This is a genomic window from Mesorhizobium sp. AD1-1 (genome assembly GCF_020164655.1).
In the GTDB taxonomy this organism is placed as follows: Bacteria; Pseudomonadota; Alphaproteobacteria; order Rhizobiales; family Rhizobiaceae; genus Mesorhizobium; species Mesorhizobium ciceri.
Genome location: NZ_JAIUGP010000008.1, coordinates 246,075 through 260,951, shown reverse-complemented (window position 1 = coordinate 260,951; position 14,877 = coordinate 246,075). Strand labels below are relative to the sequence as shown.

The window sequence follows — 14,877 nt, the reverse complement described above, 5'->3', positions numbered from 1 at the left end:
TGGCGGGGGTGGGCCGCCGCAAGCACAAGCTAATATATGGCCGACCCTGGTGCTATGGTGCTATCGCGGAATGGCTGACGGGCAGCCTAGGCCCTCGGGCTTAGTTGCGGGATTGCCGTTTCGCCCGTAGCTTGCAGATCTGGTTGTTTGGGTCCCTCCTTATGACCAGCGCTGGTCGGCACGGTCACCGTCACCCTTGCTTGGTAAACTGATCGTGCCGACCTGGCGTTTTGACTGGGAACCGATGCCTGCGGCGACCGAAGCTACTGGCGAACCGCATGAAGCTCGTCCAAATTGCCATCGAGCAGGTATGCCATGCCGGCCTGCTGCCATCGTCCTTGGCATCTACGGTCCCGAACCGATCCACGAAGGCGAAGCTCTGGCCAAGGCGATCATGGCTGGGGCAAGTCGGACGTCTTTCTCGGCCAGAGCCGGATAGTCAAGCTGGGTTTCCGGGGAGGCGGATACGCAGGATATGGCTTTCGACGCATGCTGATAGATGGAGTGGGCAAGCCCAAGGCCACCCTAATGCCCAGGGAATGGAAGAGCCTGTCAACGGACCGGGTTATCCTCGTGCCTGGACTGGCAGATGAGATTGCTATCGTCCGCTGGATTTTCAGCCAAGTCGTGAACAGGGGCAAAGCTGAGTTCCAGATCGCGAATGCGCTGAACGAACGCGGCGTTCCCGCGGAATTGAATCGCACCTGGTCGACTACTTCCATGCGCAACCTCCTCACCAATACTCTCCCGCGATCGGGCTGCCTGCCTGATTCAGCCGATAGAAGAGACCCGGGAGGGTCACGTCGAAGTTTACGACTGAGCTTCGTCCGCCGTCGCCGCTTTGAGTTGGCCGCTGGCTTCGCCGACGCCGTTCGACCTGGCTTTCTTCACCACCAACGGGTGGCTGCGTCCATCGACGTGTTGCCTGAGCCGCAGGGAACCTGGAATGGGAGGCAGCGCTAATGACGAGCCTTTGCTTGCTCTTGGATTCAATTTTTTGGCCCTTTCAAACTCGCTAAAAGCCGGGCCGTGCGTCCCTCTAGAAGCAGGCACTCAGGTCGATGCCAGGGATCTCGCGACATTAATCTCGGCAGGCTAAGCGGATGTCCAAGTCGGCGCAGGGCCGGTGAGGAAGGGCATGATGTCCACGCCGTCTCCCGGGAAGACCGTGAAATGCGGGTGGTTCTCGAACAGGCGGGCGGCAGTATCGATGGTATCGACGGCCTTTGGCAAATTCCTGGCCGACCGGGCCGCCGTCGAAAGCTTTCGCTCGCAGATAGGGCTCTATCTCAGCGAGACGAAAGGCGAGCCTTCGCCCGGCCATCTCGGTCTGCATCCCGAAAAGGCGCTGCCGCACTGACACGCTGATGCACCGACGGCCGGCGGTTGCTTGCCGCCAGCTCGTCCGGCTGACTGGTTGCGTCTTGGACGTCAGCGGATCGTAGCCTGCTATGCGACAAATCCTTTCAAGAACGCAGCCAGCGACAGTGCAAGTGTCGGGGAGGGGTAGCCGCCCTCCTGTACGATAAGGGTCGCGCGCGACAGACCTCCCAGGATTTCTCCCATCCTGTGAAAACCGGAGTCGTCGACGGCCATGCAGGCGAACGGATCGTCCCTGGAGGCATCTAGACCCAGCGCGACGACCACGATGTCGGGTGAGAATTGGCGCACAGCTTCGCAGCCCCTCGCAACCGCCGCCAGATAGGCCTCGCTGCCGCTCATCAGCGGGACGGGCAGGTTGAGGTTGAAACCTTCGCCGACCCCGGCTCCGGTCTCGTCGGCGTAACCGGCATAATAGGGATAGAGCCAGGCCGGATCGCCGTGCACCGATACGGTGAGCACGTCCTTCCGGTCATAGAACAGCGCCTGCGTGCCGTTGCCGTGATGCACGTCGACATCGATGATTGCCACGCGCGCGCCTTGTGATGCCGCCCAGTTTGCGGCGATGGCGGTGTTGTTCAGGTAGCAGAAGCCGCCCGCCTGATCGCGGTAGGCGTGATGCCCGGGCGGCCGGCACAGTGCATAGGCGGAACTTTCTCCCGCCAGGACCCGCATCATGGCGTCGAGCGCGGTATTGGCGCTGGCACGCGCCGCCTCCCAGGTCCCTTCGACAAGCACGCAGCTGGCGTCGGCCTGGTAGAAGCCTGCCCGGCCGAGCAGGTCGCGCGGCAGGCGGCCCATATGTCGGCTGGGATGGACGCTCGATCGCAGTTCGGGGCCGCTCCCCGGCAGCGCCCGCCACGCCTTGAAGCCGGTCCGCAGGAAGGCGAGATAGTCGCGATCATGCATTGCCGCGATGGCGTCGAGCGGATGTTCGCCCGGAGCTTGGGCAGCAATGCCGGCTCGTTCAAGGCCAGAGAGCAGCGCGGTGATCCTTTCTGGCCGCTCTGGGTTTTCCTTCAGCGCCCCGCCGGCAATGCGGGTGAGCGGGCGATGTAGGAATTGCCTTTCGTCGAAGATGGCAAGCATGGGAGCTACTGCTCCGCGGCGGCGTTGACGCCACCGCGCCGCCGGACAAACTGCGCGGCAATGAGAACGATGATCGACAGCACCACCAGCATCGAGGAGATCGCCGCCACCGTCGGGTCGACCTGGTCGCGTATGTTGGCGAACATGCGCTTGGTCAGCGTCGAGGTCGCACCGCTGGAGATGAAGAGAGACACAACCACTTCATCGAACGAGGTGATGAAGGCAAACAGCATGCCCGAAATCACCGAAATGCGGATCTGCGGCAAGGTCACGGTCAGGAAGGCGCGGACCGGCGATGCACCCAGGCTGCGCGCCGCACGTTCCAGATTGACGTCGAAGCTCGCCAGGCCGTTGCTGACGGCAATGATCACGAATGGGATGGCCAGCGTCGTGTGCGCCAGCACCAGGCCCGTCAGCGTGTTGTTGAGGCCGAGCCTCGAATAGACGAAGAAGGCGCCGATGGCAACGAAGATCAGCGGTACCATCATAGGCAGCATCAGCGCGCCGCGCACGATTGGGTCGAGACCGCCGGCCTTCTTGTGCAGCCCGTAGCTGGCGAGCGTGCCGAGCACCGTCGCCAGGACCGTCGTGCTGGACGCGACCTTGAGCGACACGACAGCCGAGCGCAGCCACTCGTCGGAGCTGAAGAAGGCCTCGTACCATCTGAGGCTCCAGCCGCGCGGTGGAAACTCCAGATATTGGGAATCGGAGAAGGAGAGCGGGATGATGATCAGGCATGGGATGACCAGGAAAGCCATGACCAGCGCCACCAGCAGGTAAAGCCACAGCCGCTGGCCATGGGTGATCTGGGTGGAGGAGGCGACGCGGCCCGCCATCATCCTTCTCCCAACGAAGAGCCGAGGCGCCGGATACCCCATTTCATCAGCCACAGGATAATGCCCGTCACCACGAGCAGGGCCACGCTCAAGGCGCTGGCCGCGCCCCAGTTGGCGAATTTGGAGACGGCGTCGGCGATCTGGGTCGACCACATGGCGACGCGGCCGCCGCCGAGCAGGGCAGGCGTCAGGTAGAAGCCGAGGCACAGCACGAAGGTCAGCGCGGCGCCCGCGCCAAGCCCAGGCGCCGACAGTGGCAGGAACACTTGCCGGAACGATTGGCGAGGCGCCGCAATTGGCCGCGGCGCGCAGATAGACCGGATCGATGGCGCGCATCGAGGAATAGAGCGGCAGGATCAGGAAGGGCAGCATGACGTGGACCATGCCGATGATCGTGCCGGTGAGATTGTTGACCAGCGGCAGCGATTCGCTGATCAGGCCAAGCTGTTTGAGCCAGGTGTTGATGACGCCTTCCCGCTGCAGCAGGACAAGCCATGCATAGGTCCTGACCAGCACCGATGTCCAGAACGGCAAGATGATGAACACCAGCAGGATCTGCGCGATGCGCTGCGGCAGCTGCGACAGGAGATAGGCGACGGGGTAGCCGAGCAGGACGCATATGCTGGTGACGGCCGCCGATACCTTCAACGTGCTGAGGAAACTGTTGACATAGGCCGGCCGCAGCAGGCGGGCGTAATTCTCAGCCGACAAGGCTCCGGACGCATCGAAAAGCGACAGCCAGGCAAGCCACGAGAATGGCACCAACAGCACCAGCGCCACCAGTAGGATGGCTGGCACCGAGAGGCCGGCCATCGCCAGCCGCTGGCGGCGTTCATCGCCGCCAAGCAGGCTGGTATTCAACGGCAGCACGTCGAAGCCGGCAGCCGTCATAAGGACGCGTCCTCCACCAGGACGCTGGCCTGTGGCGTCAGCCACAGGGTCAGCGTCTGGCCGGCCTCGGGCAGCGGGTGATCCTGCACCGGCGTATGGCGGATCGATATCTCATGGTCGCCCGGCAGCTTCAGCGCGATCGAATGGCTGTCGCCGCGATAGACGACATCGACGACCAGCCCTTCTATGCGGTTGTCACGTTCATCATGGCCATGCCAGCCAAGGCGCTCGGGCCTGACGACCAGCCACTGCTCTGCGCCGGTGGACGGTGGCTGCGCCAGTTTCAGCTGGCGTCCGGCGAATTCATATCCATTGCCGGCCTTCTTGACGGGAAGCATCCGCGTCTCGCCCATGAAACTGGCGACGAAACGGCAATTGGGGCGGTCGTAGATGGTCTTCGGCGTGGCGAGTTGAACGATCCTGCCGCTTCTCAGTACGGCGATGCGGTCGGACATGGTCAGCGCTTCCTGCTGGTCATGGGTGACATAGACGGTGGTCATCCCCAACCGGTCGTGCAGCCGCTTCAACTCGATCTGCATGTGCTCGCGCAGGTTCTTGTCCAGCGCCGATAGCGGCTCGTCCATCAGGAGCAATTTCGGTTCGAAAACGATGGCGCGCGCCAGGGCGACGCGCTGCTTTTGGCCGCCCGACAGTTCGGTGACGCGGCGCGCGGACAGATGCGCCATCTGCACGACATCGAGCGCCTGCTTGACCCGTTCGCGGATGGCGGCGGTCCCGATGTGGCGCAGCTTCAGCGAGTAGGCGACGTTGTTGAAGACGTCCATATGCGGAAACAGCGCATAGTTCTGGAACACCATGCCGAGATCGCGCTTGTGCGGCGGCCGGGCAATGAACTCGACGCCGTCGACGAGCAGACTGCCGCTGTCGGGTCGCTCGAAGCCGGCGATGACGTTGAGCAGCGTCGTCTTGCCCGAGCCAGATGGCCCGAGCAGCGTCAGGAACTCGCCCGGCTCGATATCGAGCGACACATCGTCGAGCGCCTTAAATGCCCCGAATGCCTTGGAGACATTGCGTATCGATACGGCGCCCGACGTCATGCTTCCTCCTCCCGTCCGCGCAACGATCAGTTGGAGATCAGCAGACTGTAGTCCTCGCGGACCAAATCATTGTTGTCGCGCCACCAGTTCGCGTCGATGAATGTCTGCTTGGCGACATTTTCCGGCGACATGTTGGACTTCGCAAGCACCTCGGGCGAGAATTTTCCGACCTTGAAGGCGAGGCTGTTGGTCGGGCCGTAATAGGGCATCATTTCGGGGATGCGTGCCTGGACTTCAGGCGAGACGACGCCGGCGATGAATTTTTGCGCCGCCGCAACATGGGCCGAGCCCTTGAGGATCGCCAGGCAGCCATAGCCGAGGATGCCGTTGTCATAGGTGAATTCGACCGGTGCGCCATCGCTGATCACCGAGGCGACACGGCTGCCCCAGATCGCCATCATGTCGACCTCCTTGTCCTTCAGGAGCTGCGCCGACTGGGCGCCCGACGACCACCAGACCGAGATTTCGGGCTTGATCTCCTTCAGGCGCTCGAGGGAGAGTTTTGTGTCGAGCGGATAGAGCTTGTCTTTGGAGACGCCAGCGCCGAGCAGCGAGATCTCCATCATTTCCTGCGGATAGACGCTGAGGGCGCGGCGGCCGGGAAAGGCCTTGACATCCCAGAAGTCCTTCCAGCCCGTCGGATGCTTGTCCTTGTAGACGTCGGTGCGCCAGGCAAGCACGACCGAATAGGTGTTGGTGGCGATCCAGTGGTCGCCATAGGCCTTCTTGTCGAAGCCGTCGGTCTTGATGACGCTGTAGTCGAGCGGCTCGAACAGGCCTTCCTTGCCGCCGACCGCGCACTCGTCGGCGCCCAGATGCACGATGTCCCACGTCGGGCTGCCCGACTGCACCTGCACGCGCACCGAAGCCAGGCCATCCTGCGTTTCTTCCGACAATGTCACGCCGGCGGCGTCGGCGGCCGGCTGCCACAGCGTTGCGCGCAGATCCTTCTGCAAATTGCCGCCGAAGCCGGAAATTGTCAGTGTTTCGCCGGCCGCCATGGCGTTGGAGACTACAAACAGCGCGGTTGCCGCACCCAACAGCTTGGCGATCGCGAGACGCTTCAAGTGCATGATCTTCTCCCCTTGATTGAACGGTGCCGTTCGACCCGGCCGTTCTCCCTGGCCTTGGCGCGTGGCAAGATCGACAAGACACGCAGGTCGTGACAATCTGGTTGATCAGATGAACTATCTAGTTTACGTTGTCAACTAAATTTAATCCGCCCAACTCCGCCTATTTAGAGATCGATCATGAACAAACCAAAACAGGGCTGGGTCAAATCCGCCCAGACCTATGAGCGAGGGTCAAACGAAGACCATGAACGGCCGGCTGTTGCCCGGGATCGGGCGCGGGGTGCTGGCCGGAGCCTGCAGGATGACGGTCCTGCCCCAGACATCAGGGACCTCTTCTCATTCGAGCTCCAGCGCCTGGCCGGCCTGTCGACGCGCATCGCCACTTTGTCGATCCGCCCGAAATACGGGCTGACCACGCGTGAATGGCGTGCGCTGGCCGTCCTGAAATATCTCGGCACCGTGCCTCTGCAGGAGCTTTCCAAGCACAGTGGTCTGCTCAAAAGCCAGATGAGCCGCACGGTGTCGGGGCTGATCGACCGGGGCTATATCCAGAAGGCCGCCAATCCGGAGGACGGCCGCAGCATCCTGCTGCGCCTCAGCCCCGACGGCCTGGACCTTTCCGAGCAGGTCCTCGACGATTCCTTCGAGCGCAACGAACAAATGCTGGCGTCGCTGAGCAATGCCGAGCGGCAGATGCTGGTGGAGTTGATGCGGCGGGTGATCCGAACCAGTTCGACCTACTTCCATGATCTCAAGCAGCGGGCCACTCCGTCTGATCTCGACCAGCTCGACGAGGAGTAGCTCCCCTAGATTATGGTTGACTGAGTGAACGACATAGTTCACAAGAGCAACCAAATTGGACGAGGAATCCGTGAACCCAGCGGTCGTGATCTGTGAATGCTTTGCCCGCGATGGCCTGCAGCATGAGCCTGCAGCCGTTCCGACGCACGCCAAGATCGCGGTTATCGATGCCATCACCTCGGCGGGATTTTCCCGCATCGAGGCAACCAGCTACAGCCATCCGACCCTGCTGCCGGCATTCGCGGACGCCTCGGATGTGCTTCGAGGCATCCAGCGACGCGAAGGCGTGACTTACAAGGCCACCTGCCCGAACCAGAAGGCGATAGAGCGCGCTCTGGTGGACCTCGCCGCGGGTAGCGGTGCCGGGGAACTAAGCCTGCTCGTCTCGGCGACGGAGGCTCATACCGAGCGCAATCTGCGCACGACGCGCGAGCGGCAATGGCGCAACGTCGCCGACATGGCAGCACTTGCCGGCGGCCGATTCCGCTTGATCGGCGTCGTGTCGATGGCGTTTGGCTGTCCCTTCGAAGGGCGGGTCGATCTCTCTTCGGTGCTCGACGACATCGCGCATTTCGCCTCGATCGGAGTGCGTCATGTCACGGTGGGCGACACATCGGGGCATGGCACGCCATCGGCCGTGCGTCGCATGTTCGAGAAGATTGCTCTCGACATGCCCGAAGTGACGGCGATCGCGCATTTCCACGACACGCGCGGAACCGCGCTCGCCAACTGCCTGGCGGCCTATGAGGCCGGCTGCCGCTGGTTCGACAGCGCGCTCGGCGGCGTTGGCGGCCATCCCGTGCAGATCCAGTACGGCGAAGGCCAGACAGGCAATGTCGCGACCGAGGACCTGATCAACCTGTTCGAGGCCGAAGGCATCGATACCGGCCTCGATCTCGAGCGCCTGCGCGATGCCTCGTTGCTTTGCGAGAAGACGCTTGGCCGCGAACTGTACAGCAAGGTCGCCCGCGCCGGCTACGGCGTTCTCAACTAGGGGATGGACATGGCGCAAGTCCGACAAACTCCGGTGCTGATCGTCGAGAACCGTGGCCTGGTTCGCATCGTCGCCCTCAACCGCCTCGACAAGCTCAACGCGCTTGACACCGAGCTGACGCAGGCGCTGCACGATGCGCTGCAGGACGCGGATCACGACGCCGTCGTGCGTGCCATCGTGCTGACCGGCAATGGGCGCGCCTTCTGCGCCGGCGCCGACCTGTCGGAGTTCAAGCAGCTGACGCCTGCCAACCAGGATCTGGTCGAGCGGCGTGCGGATCTGACCTGCCGGACGCAAGCGATGATGCAGAAGCTGTCGAAGCCGATCGTCTCGGCCGTGCGGGGTGCGGCGGTTGGCGGCGGCGCCGGGCTTGCCATTGGCTGCGACATGATGGTGGCGGGGTCCGATCTCAAATTCGGCTATCCCGAGCTGAAACATTCGATCGTTCCGGCCCTGGTGATGACCGGCCTGCAGCGTTCGCTCGGGCGCAAGGCTGCCTTCGAAATGATCAGCCTCGGCCGGCTGATCGGCGCTGAAGAGGCGCTGAAGCTGGGCCTCGCCAACCGGATGGTCGAGCCGGACCAGGTGGTCGAGACGGCTGTCGCGATAGCCGAACAATGGGCGGCGGCCAATCCCCGCGCGATGGCGGCGGTCAAATCGCTCTACTACCAGGTGGCGGACCTTCCCTACGATGAGGCGATGGCAGCCGGCCGCTACGTCAACGCCGCGATGCGCGCCTTCAGGGAAGATGAGACATGAGGCCGCTGGAGGGGATTCGCATCCTGGATTTCTCCCGCGTGCTGGCAGGCCCGATGGCCACGCAGATCCTGGCCGAGATGGGCGCCGAGGTGACCAAGGTCGAGCGTCCGGAAACCGGCGACGAGTCACGTGTCTTCGAGCCGCGCCTGGCCGGCGGCGAGAGCGCGTACTTCATGGCTTTCAACCGAGGCAAGCGGTCGCTTACCCTCAATCTGAAATCAGCCAGGGGGCAGGATCTTGCGAGGCGGCTCGTCGCCGGCTCCGACGTCATCGTCGAGAATTTCCTGCCCGGCGAGATGGAGCGTTTCCAGCTCGGCTATGGCAGACTGGCCGAGCTCAATCCTGGGCTGATCTATGTTTCGAGCACGGGTTTCGGCCAGACCGGCCCTTACCGGGACCGCCCCGGCTACGACACAGTCTTCCAGGCTCTCTCCGGCGTCATGCATCTGACTGGCCATGCCGACGGCCCTCCAGCCAAGGCCGGCGTACCGATCGCGGATATGAGCTCCGGCCTGTGGATCGCCATAGCCATCCTCAGCGGACTGGTCGGTCGGGCCAGGAGCGGCAAGGGCTGCCGCGTCGACCTGTCGATGATGGACGTGCAGGCAAGCCTGCTGGCGCTGGCGGCCGCGCGGCTGTTCGCTCTTGATGAGGATGTGAGGCGTGCCGGAACCGAACATCCCGGCCGCGTTCCCTCCGCCGCTTTCGAGTGCCGGGACGGCGGCTGGCTGCACATCAGCGGCAGCGACCAGCATTGGCCGGCGCTTTGCGCCGCGCTCGGGCTCGCCGAACTCGCCGCCGACCGCACGCTCGATAAGAACGCCGGGCGCGTCGGCGGGCGCGAGCGCGTCATGGCCGCCATGCGAACGGCCATGCTTCAGCATGATCGCGCCCCGCTGGCTGAAAGGCTGCGGGCGGCCGGCATTCCGGCCGGCGAGGTCAACACGGTTCGCGAAATCCTCGATGACCCGCATATGGTGGCGCGGGGGACCGTCGGCGCTTTCGAGCACCCAAGCGCCGGCCGCGTCCCGGCTTTGCGCACTCCGGTGCGATACGAGGGCTTCGACGATCCTGATATCGGCGTCCCGCCGCAGCTTGGTGCCGACACCGACTGGATCCTGTCCGAGGAACTCGGGCTGGGCGCTGCCGAGATCGATGCGCTGAAAATCGAAGGGGTGATCTGAATGAGCACATCCGCAATGGTCATCTGCCGGCGCGAGGGAGCCATCGCCCGCGTCGTGCTCAACCGGCCGGAAGCGCGCAATGCGCTGAACCTGCAGATGTGCCTCGAACTGCGCCGCCTTTTCGAGGAGCTCGACGGCGACAGGGACATTAGAGTTGTGCTCATGGCCTCTACCGGTCCGGTCTTCTGCGCCGGCGCGGATCTCAAGGAGCGCGTCGACAAGGACGAACGCTGGGTGCTGGAGCGGCGGAGAGCGTCGTTCGCGGCCTATGACGCCATCGCCCGCTGCGCCAAGCCGGTCGTGGCGCTTGTCCAGGGGCCGGTCGTCGGCTCGGGCGGAGAAATCCTGATGAGCTGCGATTTCGCCATCGCCTCCGAGAAGACGACCTTCCGCTTCCCCGAACCGCAATGGGGCACGGTCGGCGCCACCCAGCGCCTGCAAAGGGTCATCGGCAAGATGCGGGCCAAGGAACTGCTTTTCACCGGCCGCGTCATGCCTGTCGCGGAAGCCTATGAGCGCGGTCTCGTCGCCCGCGTCGTGCCGCACGAGGATCTTGCGAGAGTCGGCGACGAGGTGGCCGCCGCCATCGCTGCGGCTCCGCCGCTGGCGATCGTGCTCACCAAGCAGGCCGTCGATCTTGGCCATGAAACCGACCTCGCCAATGGCATCCGCATCGAATTGGCAGCGATTGAGCGCTGCCTTGCCGATGGCGGCTGGCGTGACGGAATCGCCAAGTTCATTCAGCAGACGGAGGCTGGGGCCACTGATGGCGAAGGCTGATCTCGATCTGGAAGGGTTCTTTCCGCTCACCATAGCCGAGGCGCTGCGCCGTACGGCGGCAATCGCTCCGGAGATCGAGGCGATCGTCGCCTCGGACGGGCGCATCACCTGGGGTGGGTTGGCCGAAGAGGTCGCCCGCCTCAGCGCTGGCCTCGCCACCCAGGGCATCCGCAAGGGCGATCATGTCGGTCTTTGCCTCTGCAATTCCGTGCGCTGGATGACCATATTTCTCGCTCTCGGTTCGCTTGGCGCCGTCACCGTGCCGATCAACACCCGGTTCGTCGCCGGCGAGATGGCCTATGCGTTGCGCCAATCGCGGGTCGGCACGCTCATCACTTGCGACCGGCTGTTCAAGATCGATTTCGTCGCCATGCTGCGCGAGATCTGCCCTGCGCTCGACCGCCAACTCCCCGACGAGGCCATGCCGGACCTGAGGCGGGTCATGGTCATCGGCCCCGACGTGCCGCAAGGCGCCATTGGCTGGGACGCGATCGCCGCCGCCGACGCAGCCGACGCCAAGGACATTCAGGCCTGTGACCCGGGCGATCCCTTGCTCATCCAATACACGTCCGGCACTACCTCCTTTCCAAAGGGCGTGGTGCTGACCCACCGCAACATGCTGGCCAACGCCTGGTTCTCGGGTCTCAGGATGGGCCTGCGGCCGACCGACCGGTTCCACAGCGCACGGCCCTTCTTCCATGTTGCCGGCACGACCCTTTCGATCCTGTCGGTGCTGCAACACGCCGCCACTTTAGTCAGCATGGATCGCTTCGAAGCGGCGGACGCGCTGCGCCTCATGGAGGCCGAGCGCTGCACGCATTTTTCGGGCAACGACACAATGGCGCTCATGCTGCTCAACCATCCCGACCGCGCGCGGCGCAAGCTCAGCCTGCGTGGTGCCTGGTTGGCGGCCTCGCCCACCATCGTGCGGCGGGTGATCGACGAACTCGGCGCGCGCGAATGCGTGGTCGGCTACGGCCTTTCGGAAGCCTCTCCCAATGTCGCCCAATCCTGTTTCTGGGAGCCGGAGGATGTCAGGGCGAGTGCCGCGATGCGGCTGCAACCGGGCGTGGGCGTACGCATCCGCCGTGCCGACGGCAGCGATGCCGAGGCCGGCGAGAGCGGTGAAATCCTGGTGCGTGGCTGGAATGTCATGCTCGGCTATTTTGACAAGCCGAAGGAGACGGCCGAAGCGCTCGACCCCGACGGCTGGCTGGCGACCGGCGATCTCGGCGCGCTCGATCGTGATGGCCGCCTGACCTTTCTAGGCCGCGCCAAGGAGATCATTCGTGTCGGCGGCGAGAACGTCTCGCCCGCCGATGTCGAGAACGTGCTGCACCGTCATCCGGCGATCAGGCAGGCCGCCGTCGTCGGCGTGCCCGAGGAACGGCTGGTCGAGGTGCCCGCGGCCTTCGTCATCCTCAATGACGGCCATTCGGCAAATCCCGAAGCCATCAAGGCCTGGGCAAAAGGCGAGATGGCCGGGTTCAAGGTGCCGCGCCACGTCTGGATCGTCGATAGTTTCGAGACCATCGGCATGACGGCCAGCTCCAAGATCCAGAAGAAGCAGCTCGTCGCCCATGCGCGCGGCCTGCTCGGGCTTTGAGGCTGCATCGTGCGGATCGAGACACAGGTCACGCGGCTTCTTGGCATCGACCTGCCGATCATCCAGGCCGGTATGTCGTGGGCCTCGTCGAACGCGGCGCTACCGCTCGCCGTGTCGCGCGCGGGTGGCCTCGGCGTCATCGCCGCCGGTCCCATGTATAGCGAGGACCTTGTCGAAGCCATCGACCAGGTTCGGGCCGGAACTGACCGACCTTTCGGCGTCAACCTGCCGCTCTACCGCAAGGGTGCGGACGAGATCATCGACCTGCTGATCGAGAATCGCGTCCCGGTGCTGATCGCCTCCCAGGGCGGGCCAAAAAAGTACATCGAGCGCTTCAAGGCGATCGGCACCGTCTGCCTGCATGTGGTGGCGGGAGCCGAGCATGCACTGAAGGCCGCCGAGGCCGGGGTCGACGGGCTGATCGCGGTTGGCGGCGAGGCGGGCGGCCATCCACCGGCGGAACTGGTGTCGACGCTGGTGCTTGGCCGCGCCATCGCCAAGGCGGTTCCCGATATGCCGCTCATCCTCAGCGGCGGCTTTGCCGATGGGCGCGGCCTGGCGGCCGCCTTGGCGCTCGGCGCGGGCGCGGCGCAGTTCGGCACCCGCTTCATGCTGTCGCGGGAAGCAAGGCTGCACGATGCCTACCGGCAGCGCCTACTCGACGCCTCCATCGCCGATACGCTCGTCGTCGGTCGTGGCCTCGGCATGATCCGGGTGCTGCGCAACCGCTTTGCCGAGACGATGAGCGCGGCTGAACAGGACGGCGCGGCTGAAGAGGCGCGCCGCGCGATCTTTGTCGCCAGCACGCTCAAGGCGGCTGCCTTCGATGGCGATGTCGACCAGGGCAAGCTGGAGGCTGGCCAGAGCGTCGGCCTCGTCGGCGATATCCTCCCTGCCGGCGACATCGTTCACTCCATTGCCCGCGACTATGCCGCGGCCGTCGCCGCGCTGCCGCGCCCAACTGAAAACTAGAAGGGAATACATCATGCTGGACACGCCTTTGCTGATCGACGGGCATTGGAGGGCGCCCTCCGGCGAACGCACGGGCGAAATCATGAATCCGGCCACCGGGCAGATGATCGCCCGCCTGCCATTCGCCGAGCGAGCGGACCTCGACGCGGCGCTTGCAGCTGCCGCCAGGGGCTTCGAGATGTGGCGCCGGACCACCGCCTTCGAACGCAGCCGGATCATGCACCGTGCCGCCGCTTTGTTGCGTGAGCGCGCGGAAACGATCGCCAGCCATATGGTACGCGAGCAGGGCAAGCCGCTTGCCGAGGCAAGGGGCGAAGCCAACGCGGCGCCCGAACATGTCGAGTGGCACGCCGAAGAAGGCCGGCGCGCCTATGGCCGTGTCATTCCCTCGCGCCACCCGGGCGCACGGCAGATGGCCCTCAAGGAGCCGATCGGACCGGTCGCCGCGTTCTCGCCATGGAATTTCCCGGTCAACCAGCTCGTGCGCAAGATCTCGGCCGCGCTCGCCGCCGGCTGTTCGGTGATCGCCAAGCCGCCGGAAGAGACGCCGTCGGCCTGCATCGAGCTGGTGCGGGCGTTCCAGGATGCCGGCGTGCCGGATGGCGTGATCAATGTGGTGTTCGGCGTGCCCGCCGAGATTTCGCAGTACCTGATCGCATCGCCCGTCATCAGGAAGATCTCGTTCACCGGCTCGGTGCCGGTCGGCAAGATGCTGGGCTCGATGGCGGCAGCCGGCGTCAAGCGCGCGACCATGGAACTTGGCGGGCATGCGCCCTTCATCGTTGCCGCCGACGCAAACCTCGACGCCGCGGTCAAGCTCGGCCTGATGCTGAAATACCGCAATGCCGGGCAGGTCTGCGCCGCACCGACGCGCTTCTACGTCCAGGATGCGGTCTACGACCGCTTCCGCACCGCCTTCGTCGCGGGCTCCCGTCAGATCAAAGTGGGGGATGGGATGGACGCGCAGACCCAGATGGGACCGCTTGCCAATCCGCGTCGGCTCGACGCAATGGACAGCTTTGTCGAGGATGCTGTCGCGAAAGGCGCGGTGCTGGATTGCGGCGGCCGCCGCATCGGCAACACCGGCTTCTTCTTCGAGCCCACCGTGCTATCCGACGTGCCCGAGGCGGCGCGCCTGATGAATGATGAGCCGTTCGGGCCGGTGGCGGCGTTGGTGCGTGTCGGCTCGGTCGACGAGGCGATCGAACGCAGCAACCGGCTGCCCTTCGGCCTCGCGGCCTTCGCCTTCACCAATTCGCTGGCGACGGCTGACCGGCTCACCGACGGCCTCGAGGCCGGCATGGTCTCCATCAACCATTTCGGCCTTGCCGCGGCCGAGACGCCCTTCGGCGGCATCAAAGAAAGCGGCTACGGCAGCGAAGGCGGCTCGGAAACCCTGGATGCGTTCCTGACCACCAAATTCGTCAGCCATCTGGGGCTCACCGTAAACTAGA

General features: G+C 64.5%; 14 protein-coding genes. 10 read left to right on the top strand and 4 right to left on the bottom strand.

Annotation, left to right across the window (positions count from 1 at the left end):
* The first annotated feature begins 315 nt into the window (after positions 1-315).
* Both LB519_RS31430 and LB519_RS17690 read left to right on the top strand, forming a co-directional pair.
* Entirely contained in the window at positions 316-963 is a 648-nt protein-coding gene (locus LB519_RS31430) for a recombinase family protein (protein ID WP_411909254.1), read from the top strand.
* 247 nt (positions 964-1,210) lie between these two features.
* A complete protein-coding gene (locus tag LB519_RS17690; RefSeq protein WP_224620745.1) occupies positions 1,211-1,360 on the top strand; it encodes a hypothetical protein in 150 nt (49 codons plus the stop codon).
* Positions 1,361-1,449: 89 nt separating this feature from the next.
* Here the strand turns inward: LB519_RS17690 and LB519_RS17685 are convergent, their stop codons facing one another.
* From LB519_RS17685 to LB519_RS17670, 4 genes are read right to left on the bottom strand one after another with little or no spacing between them, the layout of a single operon-like run.
* Positions 1,450-2,469, bottom strand: a complete 1,020-nt coding sequence (locus tag LB519_RS17685; protein ID WP_224620744.1) for a histone deacetylase family protein — start codon at positions 2,467-2,469, stop codon at positions 1,450-1,452.
* 5 nt (positions 2,470-2,474) lie between these two features.
* On the bottom strand, positions 2,475-4,196 hold the full coding sequence (locus tag LB519_RS31335; protein WP_318011934.1) for an ABC transporter permease subunit: 1,722 nt from the start codon (positions 4,194-4,196) through the stop codon (positions 2,475-2,477).
* Positions 4,193-5,254, bottom strand: coding sequence for an ABC transporter ATP-binding protein (locus tag LB519_RS17675; RefSeq protein WP_224620743.1), 1,062 nt, complete (start codon positions 5,252-5,254; stop codon positions 4,193-4,195). Before LB519_RS17675 ends, LB519_RS31335 begins: the two co-directional genes overlap by 4 nt.
* A gap of 26 nt (positions 5,255-5,280) precedes the next feature.
* Entirely contained in the window at positions 5,281-6,327 is a 1,047-nt protein-coding gene (locus tag LB519_RS17670; RefSeq protein WP_224620742.1) for an ABC transporter substrate-binding protein, read from the bottom strand.
* Between the two features lie 177 nt (positions 6,328-6,504).
* On the opposite strand from LB519_RS17670, the gene LB519_RS17665 reads away from it, so the two are divergent.
* From LB519_RS17665 to LB519_RS17630, 8 genes are all read left to right on the top strand, one after another.
* Positions 6,505-7,128, top strand: a complete 624-nt coding sequence (locus tag LB519_RS17665) for a MarR family winged helix-turn-helix transcriptional regulator (RefSeq protein WP_224620741.1) — start codon at positions 6,505-6,507, stop codon at positions 7,126-7,128.
* A gap of 70 nt (positions 7,129-7,198) precedes the next feature.
* Complete coding sequence (locus LB519_RS17660) at positions 7,199-8,122, top strand: hydroxymethylglutaryl-CoA lyase (RefSeq protein WP_224620740.1); 924 nt, start codon at positions 7,199-7,201, stop codon at positions 8,120-8,122.
* A gap of 9 nt (positions 8,123-8,131) precedes the next feature.
* Positions 8,132-8,881 carry an enoyl-CoA hydratase/isomerase family protein gene (locus tag LB519_RS17655; protein ID WP_224620739.1) on the top strand — a complete coding sequence of 250 codons (750 nt, stop codon included), beginning with the start codon at positions 8,132-8,134 and terminating at the stop codon, positions 8,879-8,881.
* Positions 8,878-10,065 (top strand): CaiB/BaiF CoA transferase family protein, encoded by a 1,188-nt coding sequence (locus tag LB519_RS17650; protein ID WP_224620738.1) that lies wholly within the window; start codon positions 8,878-8,880, stop codon positions 10,063-10,065. The genes LB519_RS17655 and LB519_RS17650 overlap by 4 nt, the downstream gene beginning before the upstream one ends.
* Positions 10,066-10,845: an enoyl-CoA hydratase/isomerase family protein gene (locus LB519_RS17645; RefSeq protein WP_224620737.1), complete on the top strand. Its 780-nt coding sequence runs from the start codon at positions 10,066-10,068 to the stop codon at positions 10,843-10,845.
* Complete coding sequence (locus LB519_RS17640) at positions 10,832-12,451, top strand: AMP-binding protein (protein WP_224620736.1); 1,620 nt, start codon at positions 10,832-10,834, stop codon at positions 12,449-12,451. The genes LB519_RS17645 and LB519_RS17640 overlap by 14 nt, the downstream gene beginning before the upstream one ends.
* Before the next feature lie 9 nt (positions 12,452-12,460).
* Complete coding sequence (locus LB519_RS17635; RefSeq protein ID WP_224620735.1) at positions 12,461-13,423, top strand: NAD(P)H-dependent flavin oxidoreductase; 963 nt, start codon at positions 12,461-12,463, stop codon at positions 13,421-13,423.
* Positions 13,424-13,436: 13 nt separating this feature from the next.
* Entirely contained in the window at positions 13,437-14,876 is a 1,440-nt protein-coding gene (locus LB519_RS17630) for an NAD-dependent succinate-semialdehyde dehydrogenase (protein WP_263484820.1), read from the top strand.
* The last annotated feature ends 1 nt before the right edge of the window (position 14,877 follow it).